Annotated in this window: 25 protein-coding genes; 14 read left to right on the plus strand and 11 right to left on the minus strand. The window is 71.1% G+C overall.

Annotated elements, in window-relative coordinates; genetic code table 11:
- Positions 1 to 109: 109 nt before the first annotated feature.
- Positions 110 to 1363, minus strand: a complete 1254-nt coding sequence (locus tag R3F55_01690; protein ID MEZ5666147.1) for an alpha/beta fold hydrolase — start codon at positions 1361 to 1363, stop codon at positions 110 to 112.
- Positions 1364 to 1680: 317 nt separating this feature from the next.
- On the opposite strand from R3F55_01690, the gene phaR reads away from it, so the two are divergent.
- The 4 genes from phaR to R3F55_01710 all read left to right on the plus strand — a co-directional run bounded on the left by phaR (position 1681) and on the right by R3F55_01710 (position 5490).
- Positions 1681 to 2334, plus strand: a complete 654-nt coding sequence (gene phaR, locus R3F55_01695) for a polyhydroxyalkanoate synthesis repressor PhaR (protein MEZ5666148.1) — start codon at positions 1681 to 1683, stop codon at positions 2332 to 2334.
- Between the two features lie 195 nt (positions 2335 to 2529).
- Entirely contained in the window at positions 2530 to 2877 is a 348-nt protein-coding gene (locus R3F55_01700; protein ID MEZ5666149.1) for a hypothetical protein, read from the plus strand.
- A gap of 112 nt (positions 2878 to 2989) precedes the next feature.
- Positions 2990 to 4519, plus strand: coding sequence for an acyl--CoA ligase (locus R3F55_01705; protein ID MEZ5666150.1), 1530 nt, complete (start codon positions 2990 to 2992; stop codon positions 4517 to 4519).
- Positions 4516 to 5490: a 2-dehydropantoate 2-reductase gene (locus R3F55_01710; protein MEZ5666151.1), complete on the plus strand. Its 975-nt coding sequence runs from the start codon at positions 4516 to 4518 to the stop codon at positions 5488 to 5490. The genes R3F55_01705 and R3F55_01710 overlap by 4 nt, the downstream gene beginning before the upstream one ends.
- 1 nt (position 5491) lies before the next feature.
- Here R3F55_01710 and R3F55_01715 read toward each other — a convergent pair whose 3' ends face one another.
- From R3F55_01715 to R3F55_01725, 3 genes are all read right to left on the minus strand, one after another.
- Positions 5492 to 6628, minus strand: coding sequence for an AAA family ATPase (locus R3F55_01715; protein ID MEZ5666152.1), 1137 nt, complete (start codon positions 6626 to 6628; stop codon positions 5492 to 5494).
- A 23-nt stretch (positions 6629 to 6651) separates the two neighbouring features.
- Entirely contained in the window at positions 6652 to 7521 is an 870-nt protein-coding gene (locus R3F55_01720; GenBank protein ID MEZ5666153.1) for a lysozyme inhibitor LprI family protein, read from the minus strand.
- Between the two features lie 134 nt (positions 7522 to 7655).
- A complete protein-coding gene (locus tag R3F55_01725) occupies positions 7656 to 9956 on the minus strand; it encodes a bifunctional salicylyl-CoA 5-hydroxylase/oxidoreductase (protein ID MEZ5666154.1) in 2301 nt (766 codons plus the stop codon).
- Between the two features lie 173 nt (positions 9957 to 10129).
- On the opposite strand from R3F55_01725, the gene R3F55_01730 reads away from it, so the two are divergent.
- Positions 10130 to 10345, plus strand: coding sequence for a hypothetical protein (locus tag R3F55_01730; GenBank protein ID MEZ5666155.1), 216 nt, complete (start codon positions 10130 to 10132; stop codon positions 10343 to 10345).
- Between the two features lie 15 nt (positions 10346 to 10360).
- Here the strand turns inward: R3F55_01730 and R3F55_01735 are convergent, their stop codons facing one another.
- Positions 10361 to 11503, minus strand: coding sequence for a hypothetical protein (locus R3F55_01735; protein MEZ5666156.1), 1143 nt, complete (start codon positions 11501 to 11503; stop codon positions 10361 to 10363).
- A 98-nt stretch (positions 11504 to 11601) separates the two neighbouring features.
- Between R3F55_01735 and R3F55_01740 the strand changes: the two genes are divergently transcribed.
- On the plus strand, positions 11602 to 12162 hold the full coding sequence (locus tag R3F55_01740) for a GNAT family N-acetyltransferase (protein ID MEZ5666157.1): 561 nt from the start codon (positions 11602 to 11604) through the stop codon (positions 12160 to 12162).
- Between the two features lie 18 nt (positions 12163 to 12180).
- Here the strand turns inward: R3F55_01740 and R3F55_01745 are convergent, their stop codons facing one another.
- Positions 12181 to 13386, minus strand: a complete 1206-nt coding sequence (locus R3F55_01745; GenBank protein ID MEZ5666158.1) for a crosslink repair DNA glycosylase YcaQ family protein — start codon at positions 13384 to 13386, stop codon at positions 12181 to 12183.
- Positions 13387 to 13654: 268 nt separating this feature from the next.
- On the opposite strand from R3F55_01745, the gene pnuC reads away from it, so the two are divergent.
- Together pnuC and R3F55_01755 are read left to right on the plus strand one after the other, a co-directional pair.
- Positions 13655 to 14230, plus strand: a complete 576-nt coding sequence (pnuC, locus tag R3F55_01750) for a nicotinamide riboside transporter PnuC (protein ID MEZ5666159.1) — start codon at positions 13655 to 13657, stop codon at positions 14228 to 14230.
- Positions 14227 to 15198 carry an AAA family ATPase gene (locus R3F55_01755; protein MEZ5666160.1) on the plus strand — a complete coding sequence of 324 codons (972 nt, stop codon included), beginning with the start codon at positions 14227 to 14229 and terminating at the stop codon, positions 15196 to 15198. Before pnuC ends, R3F55_01755 begins: the two co-directional genes overlap by 4 nt.
- A gap of 8 nt (positions 15199 to 15206) precedes the next feature.
- On the opposite strand, the gene R3F55_01760 is transcribed toward R3F55_01755, so the two are convergent.
- The 3 genes from R3F55_01760 to R3F55_01770 form a co-directional block, all read right to left on the minus strand.
- Positions 15207 to 16385 carry a cupin domain-containing protein gene (locus tag R3F55_01760; protein ID MEZ5666161.1) on the minus strand — a complete coding sequence of 393 codons (1179 nt, stop codon included), beginning with the start codon at positions 16383 to 16385 and terminating at the stop codon, positions 15207 to 15209.
- A gap of 37 nt (positions 16386 to 16422) precedes the next feature.
- The gene (locus tag R3F55_01765; GenBank protein MEZ5666162.1) at positions 16423 to 17124 is read right to left on the minus strand and encodes a hypothetical protein; all 702 of its coding nucleotides are present in this window, start codon (positions 17122 to 17124) and stop codon (positions 16423 to 16425) included.
- A gap of 120 nt (positions 17125 to 17244) precedes the next feature.
- Positions 17245 to 18204 carry a ribonucleotide-diphosphate reductase subunit beta gene (locus R3F55_01770; GenBank protein MEZ5666163.1) on the minus strand — a complete coding sequence of 320 codons (960 nt, stop codon included), beginning with the start codon at positions 18202 to 18204 and terminating at the stop codon, positions 17245 to 17247.
- 235 nt (positions 18205 to 18439) lie between these two features.
- On the opposite strand from R3F55_01770, the gene modA reads away from it, so the two are divergent.
- The gene (gene modA, locus R3F55_01775) at positions 18440 to 19210 is read left to right on the plus strand and encodes a molybdate ABC transporter substrate-binding protein (protein MEZ5666164.1); all 771 of its coding nucleotides are present in this window, start codon (positions 18440 to 18442) and stop codon (positions 19208 to 19210) included.
- Between the two features lie 19 nt (positions 19211 to 19229).
- Complete coding sequence (locus tag R3F55_01780; GenBank protein MEZ5666165.1) at positions 19230 to 19583, plus strand: LysR family transcriptional regulator; 354 nt, start codon at positions 19230 to 19232, stop codon at positions 19581 to 19583.
- A gap of 120 nt (positions 19584 to 19703) precedes the next feature.
- Here the strand turns inward: R3F55_01780 and R3F55_01785 are convergent, their stop codons facing one another.
- Together R3F55_01785 and rmuC are read right to left on the minus strand one after the other, a co-directional pair.
- Complete coding sequence (locus R3F55_01785; protein MEZ5666166.1) at positions 19704 to 21557, minus strand: ribonucleoside-diphosphate reductase subunit alpha; 1854 nt, start codon at positions 21555 to 21557, stop codon at positions 19704 to 19706.
- A gap of 557 nt (positions 21558 to 22114) precedes the next feature.
- Positions 22115 to 23320, minus strand: a complete 1206-nt coding sequence (rmuC, locus tag R3F55_01790; protein MEZ5666167.1) for a DNA recombination protein RmuC — start codon at positions 23318 to 23320, stop codon at positions 22115 to 22117.
- A gap of 165 nt (positions 23321 to 23485) precedes the next feature.
- Between rmuC and R3F55_01795 the strand changes: the two genes are divergently transcribed.
- The 4 genes from R3F55_01795 to truA are packed head-to-tail and all read left to right on the plus strand — an operon-like array spanning position 23486 to position 26429.
- The gene (locus R3F55_01795; GenBank protein ID MEZ5666168.1) at positions 23486 to 24106 is read left to right on the plus strand and encodes a LysE family translocator; all 621 of its coding nucleotides are present in this window, start codon (positions 23486 to 23488) and stop codon (positions 24104 to 24106) included.
- 52 nt (positions 24107 to 24158) lie between these two features.
- Positions 24159 to 24716, plus strand: a complete 558-nt coding sequence (def, locus tag R3F55_01800) for a peptide deformylase (protein MEZ5666169.1) — start codon at positions 24159 to 24161, stop codon at positions 24714 to 24716.
- 31 nt (positions 24717 to 24747) lie between these two features.
- Positions 24748 to 25689 (plus strand): methionyl-tRNA formyltransferase, encoded by a 942-nt coding sequence (fmt, locus tag R3F55_01805; GenBank protein ID MEZ5666170.1) that lies wholly within the window; start codon positions 24748 to 24750, stop codon positions 25687 to 25689.
- Positions 25671 to 26429 (plus strand): tRNA pseudouridine(38-40) synthase TruA, encoded by a 759-nt coding sequence (truA, locus tag R3F55_01810; GenBank protein MEZ5666171.1) that lies wholly within the window; start codon positions 25671 to 25673, stop codon positions 26427 to 26429. The genes fmt and truA overlap by 19 nt, the downstream gene beginning before the upstream one ends.
- Positions 26430 to 26476: the final 47 nt, after the last annotated feature.

The following is a 26476-nucleotide window of genomic DNA, read 5'->3' on the forward strand; positions in this document are numbered from 1 at the left end:
CCCGTTGCTGACGGTGCGGCCGGGGCCCGAATGGGCGGGTGCGTCGGCGCGTCTCTCGGGGCCGCGTTTGCGCCTGCTCCCGCCAGATATGACCGCGGGTCCGGCAGCGTCAACCCGGATTGCCGGTCCTGCGCTCGAATGTCCGCAGCCATTGGGCGAACGGCTGCCAGACCGCCTGGCGGGCACGGCCGCCGACGATCATGCCGACATGGCCGAGCGCCGGCTCGATCACGGTGGCGCCGGCGATGCGCCGGGCCAGCGTGGCCGACGACGCCGGCGGCACGATGCGGTCGCGCTGCGGGCAGGCGACGAAGGCCGGCATGGCGAGCGCGGACGGGCGCACCGGCACGCCGCCGACCTGCCAGCGGTCGCGGCCCGGCAGGTTGTCGCCGTACCAGCCGACGAAGCATTCCCGCGCCACGCGTGCCGGCAGCGCGACGCCGTCGTTGATCCAGTCCTCCAGCGCGACGAAGCGCCGGGCCGCCTCGCCCTGCTGGTCCAGGCCGGCGAAATCGGCGAACTTGCGCAGCACCAGCAGCGGGTCCATGGCGAAGAACAGGCATTGCAGCACGTCGACCGGCACGGCGCCGCTGGCCTCGAACAGGGGCGCCAGATGCGGCCACAGCGCGCCGAGCAGCCGGGCGTGTGCGCCGCCGTCGGCGTGGAAATCCCACGGGGTGGCGAGCAGGGCGAGGCCGGCGACGCGGTCGGGGTTGCGCTGCGCGGCGGCGAGCGCCAGCAGGCCGCCCATGCAATAGCCGGCGAGGACGACGGGGCGGCCCTCGCGTTCGGCAACGGCGGCCAGCGCCGGCTCCAGCCGGTCTGCGATGAAGCCGTCGAGACCCAGGTCGCGCTCGGTCTCGGCCGGTTCGCCCCAGTCGAGCAGCAGCGGCCGCATGCCGCCCTCGGCGGCCAGCCACCGCATCAGGCTGCGGCCCCGCGCGAGGTCCAGCACCGTGGCCCGGTTGATCAGCGACGGCACGAACAGCACAGGCGCGCCGCGCCGGTCGCCGTCGCCGGCGAAGTCGAGCAGGCGCGTGCCGCCCCTCGCCCAGGCGACCGGCGGGTCGGCGAGGGCGCGGCGATAGGGGTGGCGCCGATAGGCCTCGACGCCGTCCAGGAAGGTCGCCAGCCGGCGCGCCGCGGCGCGCCCCACCGCTCGGCGGAAAGCATCGCTGCCGCCGAGCGCGTCGGCCAGCCGCCGTGCCCGTTCAGCGTCCGGCGGGCTTGCCGCCTGCGGATCGGTCCATGCCGGCGGAACGGCTCCGCAGGCTCCGGCCGCCCCCAGCCACACCGTCGCCGCCATCGCCAGGTGCAGCGGCAGCGGGCGCGGGCCGGGACGCTTGACTCGGCGCGTGGTCATGCTCACTTCGGTCCTGCGGCGGTGACGGTTGCGCGGCGCCGAAGCCGCCTAGAGCGGCCAGCAGGGTTGCGAACTGGCGGGCGATCTCGGGATCCTGCGCCGTCTGCTGCCAGGCGTCTTCCCATAGCCGCAGATAGCGCTCGGCAAGGTCGTCGATCGTGCGGTCGTCCATCGGGCCTCGCCGGCTCCGTCGCGGTGTGGCGGCGTCGCGGCGGCCCTGGCGACGGCATGGCGCCATGTTGCGCCGCAACCTTCCACTTTGCAATGCAACATCGGCTCTCTAATATGAGATGCCCTGGGCAGGAGAGTTCATCGCGATGGCCGAATCGACCGACGACACCAAACCTCAGGCCAAGCCTGTCGTCATCAAGAAATACGCCAACCGCAGGCTCTACAACACCGCGGCCAGCAGCTACGTGACGCTGGACAACCTTGCCGAGATGGTGCGGGACGGGGTCGAGTTCACCGTCTTCGACGCGAAGACCGGCGAGGACATCACCCGCCCGGTGCTGACCCAGATCATCGTCGACGCCGAGGCCAAGGGGAACAACCTGCTGCCGACCAGCTTCCTGCGCCAGCTGATCGGTTTCTACGGCGACAGCCTGCAGGGCCTTGTGCCGCGCTATCTCGACTATTCCATGCGGATGTTCCAGAACAACCAGGACCGCTATCGCCAGTATTTCAACGGCGCGCTGGAAGGCATGTTCCCGATGACGGCGTTCGAGGAGATCAGCCGCCAGAACATGGCGATCTTCGAGCGGGCGATGCAGATGTTCAACCCACTGGCGGGCGATGGTGGCGGCAATGACGAAGCCGCCAAGGTCGATGCCGCGCGGCCGCGCGCGGAACCGGCGGCCAAGCGCCGCGACGCAGCCACCGACAAGGGCGACATCGACGAGCTTAAGAAGCAGCTGCGCGCGATGCAGCAGCAGCTGGACCGGCTTTCGAAGGACCGCGACGACGACGCCTGATCGCGTGTCGTTTACACTTCGTGAACGATAACGCGTTGATAAGACGATGCCGACAACTTAGCTTGAATTCGAAACAACCGCGCCGACACCGGATCCGGAGCCAGGAAGGACCTTCGCCAGGTGGCAGCCGTTCAAGCCGTACCCCTCGCACTGCCGGCGCCTCAGGCGGTCCCGACACCCGGGTTGCGCGCCTCTTTGCGCAGTGCCGCGGCGATCCCCGTCGAGGCCGTCGATGCGACCCGTGCAGCCCGCGACGCCATGTTCGGCGAGGCGGTCCGCCAGGTCCGCCCGCGGGCCGGCGGCAGCCAGGAGTCCGGCGACGGCTTCGAGGAGGCGGGCTTCGGCGCCGCCGCCGACTGGCACGAATTCCGTCTGATCTCGCTTCCGTCCGGGCCGTTCCTGGCCCAGCAGCTCGGCCAGCATGCCCGGCTGGTCACGCCGACCCTGGTCGCCAATGCCGAGGTCGGCGCCTATGCCGAGGCGCAGGCGCGGGCGCAGCGCGCGGCCACCGCAACGGAATCCCTGCTGGACATCCGCGCCTGATCGTTCCGCCGTTGCGCTGGTGCTGATTCCGCCGCCGGCAGCAGTTGCGCCCGGCCCCGCAAGGGGCTATCCGACAGGTCCGTTCGACGATCTCCAGCGATAAGGACCGACGGTGGCAGGCGCACAGACCCTGATCGACGCGATCGCACGACACGATGCCGGCACCATTGCCATCGCGGCGCCGGAGCGCGCGCCGCAGAGCTATGGCGCCCTCGCGGATTTCACTGCCCAGGTTCGCGCACGCCTGCGCGCGCTCGGCGTCGGCCGGGCTGACCGGGTCGCGATCGTGCTGCCGAACGGGCCGGAGATGGCCTGCGCGTTCGTCGCCGTCGCCGGCGCCGCCACCACGGCGCCCCTGAACCCGGCCTACCGGCAGGACGAGTTCGCCTTCTACCTGGAGGACCTGCGCGCCAAGGCGGTGTTGGTCGCCGCCGACGAGGCCGGCCCGATCGTCGCGGCGGCGGCGCAGGCCGGCACCGCGGTGCTGCGCGCCCGGGTCGATCCCGCCATGCCTGCCGGCCAGTTCGCCATCGACGGCGAGGCGGTCGGGCCGGCGTCGGCCGACGGGCCGCCGGCCGGCGACGACGTGGCGCTGATCCTGCATACCTCCGGCACCACCTCGCGGCCGAAGATCGTGCCGCTCAGCCACGCCAACGTCGCCGCCTCCGCCCGCCACATCGCCGCGACACTGGCGCTGACGCCGGCGGACCGGGTGCTGAACATCATGCCGCTGTTCCACATCCACGGGCTGATCGCGGCGGTGTCGTCGTCGCTGCACGCCGGTGGCTCGATCTGGGCCAGCCCGGGCTTCAACGCGCTCAAGGTGTTCGGCTGGCTCGACGAGGCGCGCGCCACGTGGGTCACCGCAGTGCCGACCATGTACCAGGCGATCCTGGGCCGTGCCGGCCGCAATGCCGAGGCGATCGCGCGCAACCCGCTGCGCTTCCTGCGCTCGTCCTCCGCCTCGCTGCCGCCGCAGGTGATGCAGGCGCTGGAAGAGACGTTCGGTTGCCCGGTGATCGAGGCCTACGGCATGACCGAGGCGACCCACCAGATGGCCAGCAACCCGCTGCCGCCGGCGCCGCGCAAGCCGGGCACGGTCGGCATCGCGGCCGGGCCGGAGATCGCGATCCTCGACGAGACCGGCAACCGGGTCGCCCAGGGCGGCACCGGCGAGATCTGCATCAAGGGGCCCAACGTCACCGCCGGCTACGAGAACAACCCGGAGGCGAATGCGTCCGGCTTCACCAACGGCTGGTTCCGCACCGGCGACCAGGGCGTGCTCGACGCCGAGGGCTATCTCAGCATCACCGGCCGGCTGAAGGAGATGATCAACCGCGGCGGCGAGAAGATCGCGCCGCGCGAGGTCGACGAGGTGCTGATGGACCACCCGGCCGTCGCGCAGGCGGTGACCTTCGCCGTGCCGCACGACAAGCTGGGCGAGGAGGTGGCGGCGGCCGTGGTGCTGAAGGCGGATGCGGCCGATGCGCCGGATGCGCAGGCGCTGCGCGCGTTCGTGGCGCAACGGCTGGCCGATTTCAAGGTGCCGCGCACCGTGCTGATCGTCGACGAGATCCCGAAGGGCCCGACCGGCAAGCTGCAGCGCATCGGGCTGGCCAAGGTGCTGGGGCTCGCCCCATGAGGATCTGCATCTACGGGGCGGGCGCCATCGGCGGTTTCCTCGGCGCCAAGCTGGCCCAGTCCGGCGCCGACGTGACGCTGATCGCGCGCGGTCCCCACCTCGCGGCGATGCGTGCGAACGGACTGCGGCTGATCGGCGAGGGCGAGGAGTTCGTCACCCGGCCGGCCGCGACCGACAGCCCGACCGATGCCGGCCCGCAGGATGCGGTGATCGTCACGGTCAAGGCCTGCGGCGTCGCCGCCATCGCCGAGGCGATGCAGCCGCTGATCGGCCCGGAGACGGTGATCGTCACCGCCATGAACGGCATCCCGCACTGGTATTTCCACGCCTTCGGCGGCGAACACGACGGGGCGCGCGTCGCCGCCGTCGATCCCGACGGCTTGCTCTGGGCGAAGCTGCCGCCGGAGCGCTGCATCGGCTGCGTGGTCTATCCGGCCGGCGAGATCGTCAGTCCCGGCGTGGTCCAGGTCACCCACGGCAACCGGTTCATGCTGGGCGAGCCGGACGGCAGCCGCTCGCCGCGGGTCGGCGCGCTGTCGAAGGCGCTGACCGACGCCGGATTCAAGGCGCCGGTGCGCACCCGCATCCGCGACGACATCTGGGTCAAGCTGTGGGGCAACCTGTCGTTCAACCCGGTCAGCGCGCTGACCCATGCGACGCTCGAGGATATCGCCGGCGACCCGGCGGTGCGCGCGGTGATCCGCGCGATGATGGTCGAAGGCCAGGCGGTGGCCGAGGCGCTGGGCGTCAAGTTCCCGGTCGACGTCGACACGCGCATCGGCTGGGCCGCCGACGTCGGCGCCCATCGCACCTCGATGCTGCAGGACCTGACCAACGGCAAGCCGATGGAGATCGACGCCCTGGTCACCGCGGTGCAGGAGCTCGGCCGCAGGATCGCGGTGCCGACGCCGACGCTCGACATGGTGCTGGCCCTGGTCCAGCAGCGCGCCCGCGTCGCCGGCTGCTACTGACCTATTGCTCGTCAGCAAACGAGCCCAGCAGGCTCAATCCTTCGATCCAGGTCTCGCCCTCGCGCTTGGTCACCACCAGCGGCGGGTTGCCGGTGAGGTCGGCCAGCGCGTCGCCGAGAGTCTCGCTGTGGGTGACGACCCAGAGCCGCGCCACTTCGCTGCGGCTGGCGATGAGCCGCGCCAGCGGGGCGATCAGATCGGGGTGCAGGCTCGATTCCGGTTCGTTCAGCGCGACGAATCCGGGCATGCGATAGCCGCAGAGCGCGCCGACCAGGCACAGATACTTCAATGTGCCGTCCGACAGCTCATGCGCGCCGAAGATGCGCGACGGCTCCGGTGGCGGCCGCTGCATTTCGGGGAACAGCATGGTGAGGCGGCGATGGTTGCCGCCTTCGCCTTCGACCCCCAGGCGCACGCCGGGAAACGCATCGTCGACCGCGCTCATGAATGCGGCGGCGTCGCCGCCGATCTCGACCAGCGTTGCCAGCACCGCCGCCAGGTCGTGGCCGTCGGCGGCCAGGGACGGCGTCGCGATCGCCAGGCAGGGACGGCGGACCGGTGCGGCGGTGTCGGTGCGGAACTCGTGATACAGCCGCCAGTCCTGCATCGCATGGCGCACCGCGCCCAGTTCGGGCAGCAGGGCGGTCTCGCGGAAGGCGGCAAGCGCGGTCTCCGAGGCGAGCAGGGCGTCCTCGAACGTGCGGCGCCTGCCGGTCGCGTCGCGCAGCCAGACCGCGGGCCCCTTGCGTTCCATCAGCGTGACCGGGCGACCGCCGTCGACGCGCGCGGCCAGCCGCTCGGCCTTGACCAGCGGCTCGCCGTCCAGGGCGGGAAACATCGGCGCGGGGAAGCCGACCTCGATCGCATATTCGAGCGCGTCGAATTCGGCCGCCAGCACCAGCCGGGCCGGGTCGCCCTTGCGGCGCTTGCCGGCCCACAGCACCGAGGCCATGCCGCCTTCCTCGGCGAGCTCGCGGGTGATGCTGCCGTTGGCGGCAGCGTGCAGCAGGGCGAGCCCGCGATAGAGGTTGGTCTTGCCGACGCCGTTGCGGCCGACGAAGACGGTCAGCGGACCGACGGGAAAGCGGATGCGGCGGACCGAGCGGTAGCCCTGGATCGAGACCGCGGTCAGCCGCATGCCCGGTACCCGGCGCCGGCCGCCTATTCGGTCGCGATCAGCGCCTCGAAGCCGCCGAGCACCAGGATCTCCTCGGTCGCGCCGCCGTCGGCGACGTGCAGCACGGTGCAGGCCCGGTGCAGTGCCAGCGAACCGGTCGCGACGATGCCGTCGACGTTGGCCCGGCAGACGCCGATCATGTCGTCCTCACTGCTCCAGGCGACGACGGAGGAAGAGGGGACCGCATTGACGCTGGTGATCCACGCCCATGTGAACACCGGGCTGTCGATCAGCACGGAGAAGGCCGGCTCCACCGCCGCCGCGCCGTTTCGCGCGATGCGGCAGCCGCTGCCGTCGTCGGCGACCACGCCGACCTCGGCCGAATCGGGCAGACCGACGGCGCAGACCGCGTGGCCGTCGTCGCCGACGAAGGCGCCGGCCGGAATCTCGCCGGGCCGCGCCGCGCGCCAGGTCCAGCCGCCGGCCGTCACCACGTCGCCGCCGCTGACCAGGGGCGCGCCGGTCAGTTCGGCGTGCAGCACGTTGAGCTCGCCCAGCCGGGTGCGCATCAGTTCGGCGATGCAGGCGTCGAGCGCCTCGTCCTGGTTGCCGGCGGCGCAGGCGTTGGTCTCGCGCAGATAGGCGCGCTGCTGGTGGCGGATCTGGGCGGCCAGCGTGGGCCGCGCACCCTCCAGCAGCGCGAAATAGACGTCGGCGATCTGCTGGTCGAGCTTGGCCAGCACCGGCGAGGCGCAGATGGCCAGCTCGGTCGGAGTCGTCGCCCGGCTGCAGTCGAAGCTGGGGTCGGCTGCGGCCGGGTCGGGCCACGCGCCGGCGGCGGTGCCGGCCGCGAGGCAGGCGGCCACGAGCGTTGCGTTGGTGCGGATGCTGCGAGCGGCCGCGTCTGTTCTCATCGGCTTATCCCTGCGCTGACTGCCGTAACGAAGCGGGCCGCCGGGCCCACCTGCATCATAACGTCCAGCGTGGCGAAATCGAGGCGCAAGGACTGCAAGCGCAGCCGACCCGAATGCGGGGCGGCGCGGCCGCGCTACGTCCGCTTCACCCCGCCCTCGCTGCCGCGAGGCGACCACTCCATCCGCGGAGTGTAGCGGTCGAGCGTGCGGTATTGCGGCGGCCAGGCCAGCGGCCAGCCCTGCTCAAAGGCGGCGTGGCGAGTCCAATAGGGGTCGTACAGGTGGGCGCGGGCCAGCACCACCAGGTCGGCGCGGCCGGCTGCAACGATCGAGTTGACGTCGCCATAGGAGGAGATGTTGCCGACCGTCATGGTCGGCATGTCGGCCTCCTGCCGCACCTTGTCGGAGAACGGGGTCTGGAAGCAGCGGCCGTAGACCGGCGCGTCGTCGTCGACGGTCTGGCCGGCGGAGACGTCGACGATGTCGCAACCCAGCGCCTTCAGCGCGCGGGCGACGAACACGGCGTCGTCCGGGTTGAAGCCGCCCTGCTTCCAGTCGGTAGCCGAGATGCGGGCCGACACCGGCTTGTGTTGGGGCCAGAGGTCGCGCACCGCGGCGAACACCTCCAGCGGGAAGGTCATGCGGTTCTCCAGGCTGCCGCCGAACTCGTCGGTGCGCACGTTGGTCAGCGGCGACAGGAAGCTGCCGAGCAGATAGCCGTGAGCCAGGTGCACCTCGACCATGTCGAAGCCGGCCTCGTCGGCCATCCGAGTCGCCCGCTCGAAGTCCATGATGACCTGCTCCATGTCGAAGCGGTTCATCTGCTGCGGCACCTGGCTGCCGGGTTTGTAGGGGATCGGCGACGGCGCGATCAGCGGCCAGTTGCCGTCGTCCAGCGGCTCGTCCATGCCTTCCCACAGCCGCTTGGTCGAGCCCTTGCGGCCGGCATGGGCCAACTGCACGCAGATCTTCGCCGCGCTGTTGGCGTGGACGAAGTCGACCACGCGCTTCCAGGCACGCCCGTGCGCGTCCTCGTACATGCCGGCGCAGCCGGGCGAGATGCGGCCGTCGGCGGAGACGTCGGTCATCTCCGTGATGACCAGCCCGGCGCCGCCCAGCGCGCGGCTGCCCAGATGGACCAGGTGCCAGTCGTTGGGCGTGCCGTCGACGGCGGAATACATGCACATCGGCGAGACCACGACCCGATTGGCCAGCACCAGGTCGCGCAGGCGATAGGGGGTGAACATCGGCGGCGGCGTGCCGTCCGGTCCGCCGCGGGGCAGGGCGACCCCGGCCTGGTGTGCGGCCCGCTCTGCCACCCAGGCGTCGACCCTTTCGACCAGCGCCGGGTCGCGCTCTTTCAGGTTGCTGTGGGTGATGCGCATCGAGCGCGTCAGCAGGCCGAAGGCGAACTGCAGCGGCGCGACGTCGCCGTAGCGCTCGGTGTGCTCGAACCATTCCAGGCTGGTCTGGGCGGCACGCTGGGTGCTTTCCACCTGCGGCTGGCGCTCGGCCTGATAGGCGTCGAGGGCGGCGCCGAGCCCGGCGTGGCCGGCGTTCAGGGCGCCGGCCAGCGCGATCGCGTCCTCCATGGCCAACTTGGTGCCGGAGCCGATGGAGAAATGGGCGGTGTGCACCGCGTCGCCCAGCAACACCACGTTGCGATGGTGCCAGCGGGCGCAGCGGATCGTCGGGACCTGGCGCCAGATCGAGCGGTTGGCGAGCAGGCGGTGGCCGTCGAGCTCGTCGGCGAACAGCGCCTCGCAGAACGCCAGCGTCTCGGCCTCGTCGGCCCGGTCCATGCCGGCGGCCCGCCAGGTGTCCTCGCGGCATTCCACGATGAAGGTGCTTTCGCCCGCGCTGTAGCGATAGGCGTGCACCCGCCACAGCCCGTGTTCCGACATCTTGAAATGGAAGGTGAACGCCCCGTAGGGCACTGTGGTGCCCAGCCAGACGAAGCGGTTGGGGCGCAGGTCCACCGTCGGGCCGAAGGCGTCGCCATAACGCTCGCGCACCGCGCTGTTGACGCCGTCGGCGGCGACGACCAGGTCGGCGTCCAGCGTCGCCGGGTCGTCGACCGCGCTGTTGAAACGCAGCGCGACGCCCAGTTCGCCGGCGCGCGCCTGCAGGATGTTCAGCAGCGTCTTGCGCGACATGCCGGAAAAGCCGTGGCCGGTCGACACGAAGGTCTCGCCGGCAACGTTGACATGGATGTCGGTCCAGTGGGCGAAGGCGTCGGCGATGGCGGCGAACGTGGCCGGGTCGGCGGCACGGATGTTGTCCATGGTCTCGTCGGAGAAGACGACGCCGAAGCCGAACGTGTCGTCGGGCCCGTTGCGCTCGTGGACGACGATGTCGTGGGCCGCGTCGGCCAGCTTCATCAGGATGGCGAGATAGAGCCCGCCGGGCCCGCCGCCGATGATCGCGATCTTCATGGCTTCAATCCGTTCTTCCTGCGCGCGTCCGACGTTAGCGCGACCCTGGCGGCCACCGCTGCGGCATTGTGACCGCGAGCACAGCCGCCGCGGAGTTGCCCCATTCCGGTCCCGCGAGGGTCACAACGGCCCGCCACCTCTGCAGCATCGACAGGCACACGGTGGAGGGAACCATGTACAGCCTCGAGCGCAGCAAGGCCTTCGACAGCTTCGAAGACGCGATCCTTGACCAGGATTTCGACGATTGGCAGGCGGACCTTGCGATCGACGACATCGACCTGGACAGCGACTTTGCCGACCTTGACGAAGGCGGCTTCGACACCATCGCCCGCGACAGCCATTTCCGTCTCAGCGAGCTCGACTTCTCGGCCGAGCGCGGCGCCCGCTAGGCGGCCGGCCCGGCCTCAGGCCAGGCGGGCCGGGGCCAGCTCCGGCCGCGCCGGCAAAGGCGCCGCAGCGTCGCTCAGCGCGCCGCCGCTCGCGGCCGCATCCGCAATGCGGCGCAGCACGCGCAGCTTGTCGGCGGCGGTCTCGATCGTGGTGGCGAGGTCCAGCGGTACCCGCGCCAGATCAACGGGGGCGGCAGTCAGCGGCATCGACGGCGCGACCTGAACCCGGTCGCCGCCCAGCGCATCGGCGGCGTCGCGCAGCAGGCCCAGGGCGCGGGCCTGGTTGGTGGGCGCCGGACTGGCCGCGTCGACCACGCCGACCGACAGCACCCGATCCCCCGTCCAACCGCGCGCCACCCGCATCAGCTGGTCGGGCGCGGCCACCAGGTCGACATGCAACCCGTCGATCCCCGCCGCGACCAGCACGTCCAGCGCCGCGGCCGCCCCGCCGCCATAGGTGGCGACCATCAGCTTCGGCCGCGGGCCGGTTCCGTTCAGCTGGGCATAGGCGCGGGCGAATTCCTGCAGCACCGAATCGTCGACGTCGCCGGCCAGTGCCGGCTCGTCCATCTGCACCCAGGCGGCGCCGTGGATGGCGTGCTGCGCCAGCATCTCGCGATAGGCCGGCAGCACCCGGTCGAGATAGGCCAGCGGCGGCCTGCCGTCCGCCGTGCGGCAGTGCATCAGGAAGCTGATCGGCCCGATCAGGACCGGGCGCGAGACGATGCCGAAGCTGCGCGCTTCCAGCTGCTCGGCCACCGGGCGGGCCGCGTTCAGCCGCCAGCGGTCGTCGTCGCGCAGCACCGGCGTCACATAGCGAAGGTGGGTTCCCGCCCACGCGGCCGTCGCCGGCGTCTCGCCGGCAGTGCCGTTGGCGAGCGCCAGCCGCACTTCCAGCGCGGCGCGGCCGATGTCCGGGCCGAAGCGAGCGGGCACCGCGCCGACCATCGCCGCCGTCTCCGCCATCGGGTCGCCATAGCCGAGTTCGCCGGACGGGATCATGTCGATGCCGGCCGCCTTTTGTGCCGCCCAGCCGCCGCGCCGCGCCGCCTGGGCCATCCGCTCGAGGCCCCAGTCGTCAAGTGCGCCGTTCCGCCACTGCGCCACCGCTTCGCGCACGCCGCCGGACGGATAGCCGAGGCTGGCAACTTGGTGCATGGTCGTTTCCCCCGAAGGTCTTTTTCCGGCGCGATCGCCGCCCGTTCGCCGGGATGATAGCGGCCGGCCGGCCGTCCATGCAAAGGCACACATCGGCAATGGACCAGAACCTGCTCGAAACGCCGCGGCTCGCCCTGCGGCCGTTGACCTTTGAAGCAATCGCCGGCTGCGTCGAGATCGATGCCGACCCGGTGGTGATGCGCTTCGTCGGCGGGCCGGCCAGCCGCTGGACCCGGCCGCACTGGCTGGCGCAGCGGCTCGCCGAGGGCTGGCCGCGACGGGGCGGCTTCTGGCTTGTGCACGGCCGGACGGGCGGACGTCTGCTCGGCTGGTGCGGCCTCTTCCCGCTGCCGCTACGCTCGCCGCACGCCCCGCCGCTGTTCGAGATCGGCTATCGCTATTTCGCCCACGCCTGGGGCCGCGGCGTCGCCACCGAGGCCGGCCGGCGCGTGATCGCGCACGGCTTCGCGCACCTCGGCCACGACCAGATCGCCGGGGTCACCCATCCGGAAAACCACGCCTCGCAGCGGGTGTTGACCAAGCTCGGACTGCGCCGCGAGGGCGAGTGCGACGTCTATGGCCTGACCCTGCCGTTCTTCCGGTTGGGGCGGCGAGCGTGGGCGGCGCAGGCGGCGGCAGGGGCGCCGGCCGACCTGTAAGCGGTCTGGCCGGCGGCGTCAGCCGGCCGGCCGCAGCCAGCCGTCGGCGTGGCGCACCGTGCCCAGCCCGACGAATCGGCGCTGGCGGTCCAGTTCGGCATCCAGCCGGCCCAGCCGCGCCTTGCTCGGCCGCACGCCGGGCTCCAGCCACAACGCCTTGACCGCCAGGGCATCGCCGTCGCGGTCCGCCGCCATGTCGATGCGGCCGACGAACCGGTCGCCCTCCAGCAGCGGAAACACATAGTAGCCGTAGCGCCGCTTCGGCGCCGGCACGAACACCTCGATCCGGAAGTCGAAGCCGAACAGCTGCTCCAGCCGCTTGCGGTCGCGCGCCACCGGATCGAACGGGCTCAGCGCGCGCAAGCGGTCCGGCGGATCGGTCGAACGGCCGAGCAGCTCTTCGATGTCCGGCCGGGCCAGCAGCGTCGCCTCGCGCGTACCGCCGTCCTGCTCAACGGTCACGCGGCGGGCCGCACCCGCCGCTTCCGCGGCGGTGCACCACGCCTTGGCCTCGTCGATCGAGACCAGGTCCCAGAACCGGGCGATGTCGCCCGGTGCGGCGAAGCCCAGCCGTGCGAGCGCGCCGGCGCAGGCCCAGTCGACGAACGCGGCCTCGTCGACGACATGGCGGTGCGCCTCCGGAATCACCCGCTCGGCGAGGTCGTAGACCTTCTGGAAGTTCTGCCGGGCCGGGATCGCCAGCCGGCCGCTGCGCCACAGGAACTCCAGCGCGATCTTGCCGTCGTGCCAGTTCCACCAGCCGCCGGCGCCGCCCGGCCGCGGCTGCGAGACGTCGCGCGCCATGATCGGGCCGTCGCCGGCAATCCGCTCGACGATGGCCGCGACCTCGCGGTCGAATTCCGGGCCATGCCAGCGCGCGAAGCGTTCGGCCGTCCGCTCCGTCTCGCGGGCGAAGCGGCGCTGCCAGTGCGGATAGAAGGCGACCGGGATCAGCGCGGCGTCATGGGTCCAATGTTCGAACAGCCGCCGCTCGCGCTCGTGCAGGCGATGCAGCAGCGCCGGGCGATAGCCGTCGCAGCGGGCGCGCAGGATCATGTGGTGGGCGCGCGCCACCGTCTGGATGCTGTCGAGCTGTACGAAGCCCAGCCGCTCGATCAGGTCGTGCAGCCGGTCGGTGTCCATAGCCCGGCGCGGCGGGTCGGCAAGGCCCTGCAGCGCGAGCACCAGGCGACGGGCATCGCGGTTGGCGATTCGCAAGGTCATGCCGCCAGTAGGCGGTGCGCCGCTGCGGCCGGCAAGCGGCTTGCGGCCCGGCCGGGACCGGGCCGACAGCCGCGCCGTCCGCGCGGCGCCGCACGCTGCCGGCGCGGCGGCACCGTTGGCGGCGGCGAGCCTTGCCGCAGCGGACGATTCGTGTAGGGTCTGCCTCCCCCCGAATAGCCCGGCCCGCCAGGCGGCGGTGGCCGGGCAGGGGAATGCCTCGGGCCGGCGGTTGTGCCCCTGCCGGCACTCATCACCGACGGAGCGGGACGTGAGCACACCGGAGATCATCGCGGTCCTGCTGGGCCTCGCCAATGTCGGGCTGATCATCCGGCGCAGCATCTGGAACTATCCGTTCGGCTTCGCCATGGTCGCGCTCTATGCGGTGATCTTCTACGACTATCGCCTGTACAGCGACGCGCTGCTGCAGGTGTTCTTCTTCGTCGCGCAGATCTTCGGCTTGTGGCACTGGCTCAACGGCCGGGCCGACGACGGCCGGATTCGCGTCGAGACGCTGACCTTGCACTGGCGCCTTGCCACGGTCGCGCTGACCGCGCTCGGCTGGCTCGCGCTCGGCTGGCTGATGGCCACCTATACCGATGCGGCCGTGCCCTACTGGGATGCCTCCGTCGCGGCGATGAGCGTGACCGCGCAGATCCTGCTGTCGATGCGGCGGATCGAGAACTGGCTGTTCTGGATCGTCACCGACATCGACGCGATCGTCCTGTTCTGGTTCAAGGACCTGCAGCTGACCGCCGGCCTCTATGCGGTCTTCCTGTGTCTCGCCGTCGTCGGCCTGGTTTCCTGGCTGGGCGCGCGGCGGGCGGTGCCGGTGCCGGTGCGGTGACGCGCGGTTTCCTGCTCGGCAAGTTCCTGCCGCCGCATCTCGGTCACGTCTTCCTCTGCGACTTCGCCGCCGCGCGGGTCGACCGGCTGACGGTGCTGCTGTGCAGCCTGCCCGGCGACCCGATCCCGGGCGATGTCCGGCTCGGCTGGATGCGCGCGCTGGTGCCCGGCGCGCGGGTCGTGCATCTCGACCGGCCCGACGTGCCGCAGCGGCCGGAGGACCATCCGGACTTCTGGGCGATCTGGCGCGACATCGTCGGCGCGTTCCACCCGGAGCCGGTCGACATGGTGTTCGCTTCGGAGTCCTACGGCCACCGGCTGGCTTCAGAAGTCGGCGCCCGCTTCGTGCCGGTCGATCCGCTGCGCCAGGCCGTGCCCGTCGCCGGCTCCGCCATCCTGGCCGACCCGTTCCGCCACTGGGCGTTCGTGCCGGCGCCGGTGCGGCCGTGGTTCGTGCGGCGGGTGGTGCTGTTCGGCCCGGAGAGCAGCGGCAAGACGACGCTCGCGCGCCTGCTGGCCGAGCGCTTGCAGACGACCTGGGTGCCGGAATACGCGCGCACCCATACCGACGCCTTCGGTACCGCCATCGACGAGCCTGCGCTTGCGGCCATCGTCGCCGGCCACAGCGCCGCCAGCGCCGCGGCACGGCGCAGCGCCAACCGCATCCTGGTCGAGGACACCGACCCGGTGCTGACCGCGGTCTGGGCGGAGATGCTGCTGGGCCGGCGGCCCGACTGGCTGACCGCGTTCGACGACCCGGCCGACCTGTACCTGCTCACCGGCATCGACGTCCCCTGGGACGACGACGGCACGCGCTATTTCGCCGATGCGGCGACCCGCGCGCGCTTTCACCGTCTATGCGAGGCCGAGCTGCAGCGGCGCGGGCTCGACTATGTGGCCCTGGAGGGCCCGGCGGATGACCGGCTGTCGGTCGCGCTGGCCGCCATCCGCGCCCGTTTCGGCGTGTAGGCCCCGCCCTACTGCACGACCGCCAGGCCCTCGCGCACCAGCCGTCGCACCAGCACGAGCCGGCCTTCGGCGTCGAGCGGGCCGGGCAGGTCGGCGATCCGGCACGGCGGCCCGTCCAGGATCGCCAGCAGCGCGTCTGCGGCATGGGCCGGCAGCGCGACGGCGTTGCCGTAGCAGTGCACGGTGACGTCGTCGTCGCGGCGCTCGATGCGGGTGACCAGGTCCGGCCGCGCGCTGACAACGTTGTCAACGGCCAGGTCGGCCAGGCGCCGCACCTGGTCGAGCTGGCCCCACAGCAGCGGCTGGCGGGTGCCGACGATCTCGTCGGCGAAGCGGTCGAGCGCGGCGTCGAAATCCATCGCCGCCCTGATCCGGTCGGCCAGGTCCGCGAAGGTCGCCCTGGCCGCGCCGCGATCGAAGCCGGCGCGGACGAAGCCGGGCGGCAGGCCGCGGCGCAGGGCCGGTTCCTGCAGGCTGACCGCGGCTAGCGCCTCGAAGAACAGGTCGTGCCACGTGCGCGGCAGCACGCCGAGCGTGATGTGCAGCGACGGCGCCCCGTCGGATTCGGCGTCGTGCATCAGCCCGCGCGGCACATAGGCGGTGTCGCCCGGCGCCAGCGTGAATGCCGCCGTGACCGGGCCCTCCGGATGCGCTTCGGGCTTGAAGCCCTGGCCCTGCATCGGCAGTTCCACCGGCGCGTCGTACAGCCGCCAGTGCTTGCGCCCGGCCACCTGCAGCACGAACACGTCGTGGTTGTCGTAGTGGCGCTTGAAGCCCTGGGCGTTGCCGGGCGTGAGATAGATGTTGGTCTGGAACCGCGCCCCGACCTCGCGCTCCAGCGCACGGCACAGGCCGGCCAGGCGCGGCAGCCGCTCGTGCAGCTGCGGCAGGATGATGGTGCTGCCGTCGGCATATTCCTGGAACAGCCGCACCGGGTCGACCACGCCGGAGGGGTAAAGATAGGCCTGCGGCGTCACCGCGCGCGCGGCGTTGGTCATCTGCAGGTCGTCGCCGCGCAGCCGACCGCCGGTCAGCACGCCGTCGATGTCGTCCATCGTCAACAGGCCGGCGAAGCGGTCGGGCTGGTTGCGCGCCACGCTCATCGCGTTGCGTTCCCAGTGGTCGCGCAGGAACGCGTCCACCGGAACCGGCGCCACGAGCCAGCCCAGCCCGCGGTCTTCCGTCATTCCGTTTGGCAGCCGGTCGGCCGGGGATGCGCGGCTGTCACCAGCCCCGGCGGCCGTAGCCGGAGGGGTCCTGATAGGCGCCGCTGTCGCTGTCGTTGAGCCCGGTATAGCCGCCACCGCCGCCGCCATGGCCATAGCCCGCCGCGTCGCCATAGGCGCCGCTGTCGTTGTCGCTGAGGCCGGTGTAGACGCCGCTGCTGCCGCCGCTGCGGCCGTAACCCGCCGCATCGGCATAGGCGCCGGTGTCGTTGTCGTTGAGGCCGGTGTAGGCGCCACCGCTGCTGCTGCCGCCGCGGCCGTAACCCGCCGCGTCGGCATAGGCGCCGGTGTCGTTGTCGTTGAGGCCGGTATAGGCGCCACCGCTGCTGCTGCCGCCGCGGCCATAGCCGGCCTGGTCGGCGAACTGCCCGGCATCCGCGTCCGAGTAGCCGGTATAGGTGCCGAAGCCGCCGCCGCCGTGGCGGCCGTAGCCGGCCGGATCGCTGTATTTGCCGGCATCGCCGTCGCTGTAGCCGGTGTAGACGGCGGTGGGCGAGGGGTTGTTCACCGGCGTCGGCGCCGGCGAGATGAACCCGCCGCCTCCGCCGCCCGCCGGCACGCACGATGCCACGCCGGCGCCGGTCGCGCCGGCGACGAGGCCGAGCAGGCCACGGCGGCTCAGCGACGGCTGGGTCTTGATCTCGTCATCGCGCAGCGTGGTCGGGCTGCCGCCCTTCGGCTTCGCACCGGTGTCGTCCATTCTGTTCTCCGCGGCGGGGCCCCGGATGGGGTGGGGATGGGGCCGAGCTTGCCGAATGGCAATACTCTATCACGATTTGGCCGGCCGTGTGGCGATGTGGGGCCGCGGCGCGGAACCGCACTACTCGAAGGCTTCCTCCCACGAGCCGGTGGTCGCGGCCTTGGTGTATTCGGTCGCCCGGTTCTCGAAGAAGTTGGTGTGCTCGACGCCATTCAGCATCTCGTCCATCCACGGCAGCGGATTCTTCTCGATGCGATAGATCGGCTGCAGCTGCAGCTGGCCCAGCCGCCGGTCGGCGATGTAGCGGATGTAGCGCTTGACCTCGTCGGCGCTCAGCCCGTCGACGGCGCCCATCTCGAAGGCGAGATCGATGAACGCGTCCTCGTGGGTGACGATGGTCTCGCAGGCCCGGTAGAGGTCGTGGCGCAGGTCGTCGTCCCACACCGCGCGGTTCTCCTCGATGAAGGTGCGGAACAGGCGGATGATCGAGGTGGTGTGCAGCGTCTCGTCGCGCGCCGACCAGGTCACGATCTGGCCCATGCCCTTCATCTTGTTGAAGCGCGGGAAGTTCATCAGGATCGCGAAGCTGGCGAACAGCTGCAGGCCCTCGGTGAACGCGCCGAATACGGCCAGCGTCTTGGCGATGTCGCGCGGCGTGTCCACGCCCCACTGCTGCATGTAGTCGTACTTGTCCTTCATCTCCTTGTAGTGGAGGAAGGCCTGGTACTCGACCTCGGGCATGCCGATGGTGTCGAGCAGGTGCGAGTAGGCCGCGATGTGGATCGTCTCCATGTTGGAGAAGGCGGCCAGCATCATCTGCACTTCGGTCGGCTGGAACACGCGGGAATAGTGCCGCATGTAGCAGTTGTTCACCTCGACGTCGGCCTGGGTGAAGAAGCGGAAGATCTGGGTCAGCAGGTTGCGTTCGCCGTCGTTCAGGGTCCTGTGCCAGTCCTTCACGTCGTCGGCCAGCGGCACCTCCTCCGGCAGCCAGTGGATGCGCTGTTGCATCAGCCAGGCGTCATAGGCCCACGGATAGGAGAAGGGCTTGTACATCGGGCGTGAGTCCAGGAGCGACATGCATTCTCCTCCAGCGGGGGGCGGGCCGTCACGTCCGGGAACGATGGTCCGGGCCGGCGCCGCGGTCAACAGATTGTTGTGGTCGGGCGGCCATATATAGCCGTTCAAACGCTCGTATGCCCCACATATTGGGTCTGCGCGGCCATGGGTCGCGCGCTCGCGACGCCAGCGATTGCCCGGCAGCGATATATATGACTGAATATAGCGTCTAGCGGCCGGAACAGGAAATGCCGTCATGCGTGTCCGATCCCTGCATGTCGCGCTGGCGGCCTGGCTGGCCGCACAGCCGGTCTCGGCCGAGCCGGTGACGGTGTTCGCCGCCGCCAGCCTGACCGACGCGATGGAACAGGTCGCTGCCGGCTGGGCGGAGGCCGGCAACGAGCCATGGCGGCTGTCGCTGGGCGGCTCGTCGACGCTGGCCCGGCAGATCGTCGCCGGCGCGCCGGCCGACATCTTCCTGTCCGCCAATGTCGAATGGATGGATGCCGTCGAAGCCGCCGGCCTGCTGGTGCCGGACAGCCGGATCGACCTGCTGGCCAACAGCCTGGTGCTGGTCGCGCCCGCGGACGCGTTGCCGGCGGCGCCGGTCGCGATCGGGCCGGACCTGGATCTCGCCGCCCTGCTCGGACCGGACGGCCGGCTCGCGATGGCCGACCCGACAAGCGTGCCGGCCGGCATCTACGGCCGGCAGTCGCTGGTGTCGCTCGGGCTGTGGGACGGCATCGCCGCGCGCGTGGTGGCGACCGGCGACGTGCGCGGCACGCTGGCGCTGGTCGCACGCGACGAGGTGCCGCTCGGCATCGTCTACGCGACCGATGCGGCGATCAGCGCCGACGTGGCGGTGCTGGCGACGTTCCCGCCGGAGAGCCATGCGCCGATCACCTATCCGGCGGCGCGCATCGCCGGCGACGGACCGGACGAGGCGGCCGCCGCCTTCGCCTATCTGCTGTCGGCGGAGGCGCGCGCGGTGTTCGCGCGCCACGGCTTCGCCGTCGTCGCGCCCTGACCGCATCAGGATCCGGCCGATGGCTTCCGTCTCCCTGCGCATCGACCTCGATCCCGGCGGTCCCGACGGGCGGATCGGGCCGGGCAAGATCGCGCTGATGAAGGCGATCGGCCAGACCGGCTCGATCAGCGCGGCGGCGCGGCAGCTCGGCATGTCCTACCGGCGGGCGTGGCTGCTGGTCGATGCGCTGAACCGGCTGTTCGGCGGCGCGCTGGTGGAAACCCGCGAGGGCGGCAGCGGCGGCGGCGGCTGCGCGCTGACGCCGCTGGGCCGCGCGGTGGTCGACGGATACGACCGCGCCTGCGCCGCGACCGCAAAGGCCGCCGGCGCGGCGATTGCCGAGCTGCAGAGCCTGCGGGCCGGGCCGCGCTGACCAAAGCGGAGTGTCTCAGCGGCACCGGTACGCCGACCGTCCGCCCGCGAGCGGGGGCCCGAATGCAATCAGGCGGTCGCAATGACCGCCTGATCCGAACGGACGAGGGGCGGACGCCGCCTACTGGCAGGCGAGGCATTCCTCGTAGTTGCGCGGCTCGACCGGGTCGGCCTTCTCGACCCGCTTCAACCCGTTGTTGGACACGATGTCGGCCCGCTGCATCGACTTGGAGCGCAGGTAGTAGAGGCTCTTCACCCCGCGCTTCCAGGCCATCAGGTGGATCTGGTGCAGGTCGCGCTTGTGCACGTCCGCCGGCAGGAAGATGTTCAGCGACTGCGACTGGCAGATGAAGGGCTGGCGGTCGCCGGCATGTTCGATCAGCCAGCGCTGGTCCAGTTCGAACGCGGTCTTGAACACGTCCTTCTCGTCCTGGTCCAGGAAGTCGAGGTGCTGGACCGAGCCCTCGTTGACCGTGATCGAAGACCAGACGTCGTCGGTGTTCATGCCCTTGGCCGTCAGCACCTTCTCCAGGTGCTTGTTGCGCACGCTGTGCGAGCCCGACAGCGTCTTGTGGGTATAGGCGTTGGCCGCGATCGGCTCGATGCCCGGCGACGAGCCGCCGCAGATGATCGAGATCGACGCGGTCGGCGCGATCGCGATCTTGTTCGAGAAGCGCTCGTTGATGCCGTAGTCGGCGGCGTCGGGGCAGGGCCCGCGCTCGTCGGCCAGCAGCTGCGAGGCGGCGTCGGCCTGCTCGCGGATATGCTTGAAGATGCGCAGGTTCCACGCCTTCGCCATCGCCGATTCCAGCGGAATGCCGTTGGCCTGCAGGAACGAGTGGAAGCCCATCACGCCGAGGCCGACCGAGCGCTCGCGCATCGCCGAATAGCGCGCGCGGCGCATGCGGTCGTTGGGGGCGTTGTCGATGAAGTCCTTCAGCACGTTGTCGAGGAAGCGCATCACGTCCTCGATCATCGTCGGGTGGTCCTTCCACTCGCGATAGGTCTCGAGGTTCAGCGACGACAGGCAGCAGACCGCGGTCCGCTCCTCGCCATAGCGGTCGAGCCCGGTCGGCAGCGTGATCTCGCTGCACAGGTTCGACATCTTCACGTGCAGGCCGGCCAGCTTGTGATGCTCGGGAATCGCCCGGTTCACGGTGTCGCCGAAGATGATGTACGGCTCGCCGGTCTCGATCCGCGCCGTCAGCAGCCGGATCCAGATCGAGCGCGCCTTCAGCGTGCGGATGACGCTGCCGTCCTTCGGACTGATCAGCTTCCAGTCCTCGTCGTTCTCCACCGCGCGCATGAAGTCGTCGGAGATGATGACGCCGTTGTGCAGGTTCAGCGCCTTGCGGTTCGGGTCGCCGCCGGTCGGCCGGCGGATCTCGACGAACTCCTCGATCTCGGGGTGGGAGATCGGCAGGTAGACGGCAGCGGAGCCGCGCCGCAGCGAGCCCTGGCTGATCGCCAGCGTCAGCGAATCCATCACGCGGATGAACGGGACCACGCCGGAGGTCTTGCCGTTGCGGCCGACCTGCTCGCCGATCGAGCGCAGATTGCCCCAGTAGCTGCCGATGCCGCCGCCGCGCGCCGCCAGCCAGACATTCTCGTTCCACAGGTCGACGATGCCGTCCAGGCTGTCGGAGGCCTCGTTGAGGAAGCACGAGATCGGCAGGCCGCGGTTGGTGCCGCCGTTGGACAGCACCGGCGTCGCCGGCATGAACCAGAGGTTGGAGATGTAGTCGTAGATGCGCTGTGCGTGCGCGCTGTCGTCGGCGAAGTGCGTCGCCACCCGCGCGAACAGGTCCTGGAAGCTCTCGCCCGGCATCAGGTAGCGGTCGGTCAGGGTGGCCTTGCCGAACGCGGTCAGTTTGGCGTCGCGGCTGCGATCCATGCGCACGCGCACGCCGCGTTCGTTCTGGTAGACGTCCAGAACCGTGTGGTCGTGCCCGGCGCGGTGCGCCGCAAGGTCCATCAGCTCGCCGTCCATCGCGCTTTCGCGGTCCTTCCGTCTCGATGCCGGCTTTGAGGATGTGCTGTGGCCGGACACGGAATCAAGTCTGTCCGCATGCACGCGCTCCGATCCGGTCGCGGCGCCGGACGGCGAATCGGCACGCGCCGAATCATCCGCAGCTCCAACCGTCTGTCGAACCGCAACCGAGCCGTCCATGTTCTGCCTCCTGGTCCCCGGCGGTTGTTCGTGTCCCCCCGTGGCGACCCCCCAGATGTGGGGTTAACCATTGGTCAACCATACCAAATGTGGCAGGCGTGTGAATATCTCTGTGGCGGCCGGCACGCATTTTTCCTCCAAACCATAACATGAGACTCTTCCTACAAATGATTGATTTTGAAACATAAACTACGCAAGTCGACGGTACGGCAGCCGCGAATTTGTGGCGTCGTCGCCACATAGCAACAGCCGAATGCTGCCTTCGCGCGGTCGATCCGCCGCACCGAGCGGTAGTGCCGACCGGCCGGGCCGGCGAGTCCCGTCGGCGGCAGCGGCCGCCGGCTGCCGCGGCGACTCCGCTTTCAGCCTTCGTGGCTGCCGCCGGAGATCGACCGCAGCGGCGTGACCGAGGCAAGCGGGCCGTCCGAGTCCGCGCCCTCCGACCCGTCGAACTCCAGGTCGCGCAGCTTCTCGCCGCGGCGCGCCACCTTGTCGGCGGACACCCGCAGCTGGGCCACATCCTTCTGGGCCTGGTCGAAATGCCGCTCCAGGCTGCCGACGCGGTTGTCGATCCGGCCGACGTCGTCCAGCAGCTTCTGCAGCTCCGCCCGCAGCAGATGCGCATGCTCGCGCAGCCTGACGTCGCGCACCACCGCGCGCAGCGTGTTCAGCGTCGCCCACAGCGTGGTCGGCGAGGTCATGAACACCCGCCGGCGATAGGATTCCTGCACCACGTCGGGCAGGCTGGCGTGGATCTCGGCATAGACCGCTTCGCTGGGCACGAACATCAGCGCGGCGTCGGCGGTCTCGCCGGCGACGATGTACTTCTCCGCGATGTCGGCAAGGTGCTTGCGCACCGACTGGCGGAAGCCGGCGACCGCGGCCTTGCGCGCGGCATCGTCGCCGGCGTCGCGCAGCGCGTAATAGCCCTCCAGCGGGAACTTGGCGTCGATCGCCAGGTTGCCGGGCGGGTTGGGCAGCGTCAGCAGGCAGTCGGCGATTCGGCCGTCGCCGACCCGGGCCTGGAAGGCATAGGCGTCGGCCGGCAGCGCGCCGGCGATCAGGTCGCGCAACTGCACCTCGCCGAAGGCGCCGCGGGCCTGCTTGTTCGACAGGATGTCCTGCAGGCTGACCATCTGGGTCGACAGGTCGCTGATCTTCTGCTGCGCCGCATCGATCACCGCCAGCCGCTTCTGCAGGTCGGTCAGCGAGTCCGTGGTCCGCGTCGACGACTTGTCCAGCGTCTCGGCCATCCGCCGGCTCAGCTCGGCCAGCCGCTGTTCCACGGTGGTGGCCAGCGCGCGTTCCTGCGCCTGCAGCCGCGCCGCCAGCTGCGCCTGCGCGGTGGCGCCGTGGTCGGCCTGTTGCGCCACCCGCCCGGTCAGCGCCTGCTGGTTCTCGTCCAGCCGCCGGGTGGCGGCCACCAGCTGTGCCGACTGGTCCGCCAGCAGCCGCGACACCGCCGCCTGGCGCCGGAAGCCGACGACCACCATCAGCGCCAGCAGCACTGCCAGCGCCAGACCGCCGACGGCGAGCCAGGGGCCATGCTGGGCGATGAGCTGATCCATGGGGCGACTCCGCTATCCCGAGTCCGTCCATGCTAGAGCATCGGGCGCGACAGAGGAACATTTCGGGATCGCCCGCCGCGCGAATCGCGCTTGCCGCCGCTTCGGCGATCTGGCTTTGATCGCCGCCGGCGTGTGCATTGCCGCGCGGAGGCGAGGAGGTCGACGATGTCCTGGGAAAGCTGGATGGCCTTTGCGGCCGCGAGCATGGTGCTGCTGGCCATTCCCGGGCCGACCGTGATCCTGGTGGTCAGCTATGCCCTCGGCCACGGCCGCTCCAGCGGCTGGGCGACGGTGCCCGGCGTGACGCTGGGCGACTTCACGGCGATGACGGTGTCGCTGGCCGGCGCCGGCGCGGTACTCGCCGCCTCCGCCACGCTGTTCACCGCGCTGAAGCTGGTCGGCGCGGCCTATCTGATCTGGCTCGGCATCCAGCTGTGGCGGGCGCGGCCCGAGGGCGGGGTCGCGCTGCGCGGCATGCGCGCCGCCGACCGGCGCCGGATGTTCTGGCATTCCTTCGTCGTCACCGCGCTGAACCCGAAGGGCATCGTCTTTTTCGTCGCCTTCGTGCCCCAGTTCGTCGATCCGACCCGCCCGGTGCTCGGCCAGTTCGTCATCTTCGAGGTGACATTCCTGGCTCTGGCGGCGGCCAACGTCGCGCTGTGGGCGGTGATGGCCGGTCAGCTGCGGGCGCGCTTCCAGCGGCCGCAGGCGCTGCGGCTGATGAACCGGGTCGGCGGCAGCTTCCTGATCGGCGCCGGCCTGTTCACCGCGCTGGCCCGCCGTTGATGCCGGCGGCGCGGTTGACGCTTTCGCAACGACTCCCTACCTCTGATGCGCCATGGCCAAGAGACTGATCATTCCCGCCCCCGACATGCGGCTGAAGCAGAAATGCCGGCCGGTCGACGGCGTCGACGCCGACGTGCGTCAGCTGATGGCGGACATGCTGGAGACGATGTACGACGCCCCGGGCATCGGCCTGGCCGCGCCCCAGGTCGGCGTGCTGCGCCGGGTGATCGTGGTCGACGTCAGCAATTCCGCCGACGGCGAGGGACCGGGCCCGCTGAAGATGGCGAACCCGGAGCTGCTGTCCATGTCGGAGGAGCAGGCCTCCTATGACGAGGGCTGCCTGTCGCTGCCGAACCAGTTCGGCGTGGTCGAGCGACCGCGCCGGATCGTGGTGCGCTATCTGGACGAGACCGGGGCCGAGCGCGAGCTCGCTGCCGAAGGGCTGCTCGCCACCTGCATCCAGCACGAGATGGACCACCTCGACGGCGTGCTGTTCGTCGACCACCTGTCGTCGCTGAAGCGCGGCATCATCCTGCGCAAGCTGACCAAGGCCAAGCGGACCGGCGACCTGCCCGACTACGCCGAGGGCCACGCCCGCAAGGTCGCCTGACCGGCGGGCGTCGTCGCCCGCTGCACGCGCCATGGACCCCCGATTGCGCATTGCCTTCATGGGCACCCCCGATTTCGCGGTGCCGACGCTCGCCATGCTGTGCGACAGCGGCCACGACGTCGTCGCGGTCTACAGCCAGCCGCCGCGCCCGGCCGGCCGCGGCCAGGCGCTGCGGCCGTCGCCGGTGCACCTGTTCGCCGATCGGCACCGCATCCCGGTCCACACCCCGGTCAGCCTGAAGGGCGCCGTCGAGCAGCAGACGTTCGCGGCGCTCGGCCTGGACCTCGCCGTGGTGGTCGCCTACGGGCTGATCCTGCCGCCGGCGATCCTGGCCGCGCCGCGGCTGGGCTGCGTCAACGTCCATGCCTCGCTGCTGCCGCGCTGGCGCGGCGCCGCGCCGATCCAGCGGGCGATCCTGGCCGGCGACGCCGAGACCGGCGTCACCCTGATGCAGATGGACGCCGGGCTCGATACCGGTCCGATGCTGGCCCGCGGCGCGATCCCGATCGGGCCGCAGGCGACCGCAGCCAGCCTGCACGATGCGGTGGCCGTGCTCGGCGCCGACTGCCTGCGTGCGCTGCTGCCGGCGCTTGCCGCCGGTCGCGCCGTGGCGGAGCCGCAGCCGGCCGACGGCGTCACCTATGCCGCCAAGCTCAGCCGCGACGAGGGTGCCATCGACTGGCGCCGCCCGGCGGCCGAGCTCGACCGGATGGTGCGGGCGCTCAATCCCTGGCCGGGCACCCGGTTCCGCCTCGGCGACGAGGAGGTCAAGCTGGTCGCGGCACGGCCGGCCGACGGCGCGGGCGCGCCGGGCACGATCGTCGCCGCGCCGCTGGTGGTCGCATGCGGCAGCGGCGCGTTGAGCCTGGACCGGCTGCAGCGGCCCGGCCGGGCGCCGGTGGACGGCGCCGCCTTCGCCAACGGCACCCGGCTGCAGGTCGGCGACCGCCTGCCATGCCCCGCTTCAAGCTGACCCTCGCCTATGACGGCGGCCCGTTCATGGGCTGGCAGCGCCAGGACCACGGGCCCTCGGTGCAGCAGGCGCTGGAAGAGGCGCTGGCGCGCTACTGCGGCGCGGCGGTCGCCACCCAGGCCGCCGGCCGCACCGATTCCGGCGTCCACGCCGTCGGCCAGGTGGCGCATGCCGACATCCCGCGCGACGATCCGCCGGCCAAGGTGCGCGACGCGCTCAACGCGCTGTTGCGGCCGCACCCGGTCGCAGTGCTCGCGGCCGAGCGGGTCGACGACGGCTTCAGCGCCCGCTTCGACGCGATCGAGCGGGCCTATCGCTATCGCATCCTCAACCGGCGCGCGCCGCCGACGCTGGAACGCGGCCAGGTCTGGCACGTGGCCCGGCCGCTGGACGCCGCGGCGATGCACACGGCCGGCCAGCAGCTGGTGGGCATGCACGACTTCACCAGCTTTCGCGCACTGCACTGCCAGGCGAAGAGCCCGACCAAGACGCTGGACGCACTGGCGGTAGCCCGCGCCGGCGAGGAAATCCAGGTCGACGTGCGCGCGCGTTCGTTCCTGCATCACCAGGTGCGCAACATCGTCGGCACCCTGGTCGAGGTCGGGCTCGGCCGCTGGACCGCGGCCGATGTGCAGGCGGCGCTCGCCGCGCGCGACCGCGCGGCCGCCGGACCGACCGCGCCGGCCGAGGGGCTGTGCCTCATGGCGGTGCGCTATCCCACAGCGGCGGACGCGGACTGACCGCTAGCTTTCTGCGGTCGATCGGGGGATGGCAACGGCCGGCAAGC

Source organism: Alphaproteobacteria bacterium (genome assembly GCA_041396705.1).
Taxonomy (GTDB): domain Bacteria; phylum Pseudomonadota; class Alphaproteobacteria; order CALKHQ01; family CALKHQ01; genus CALKHQ01.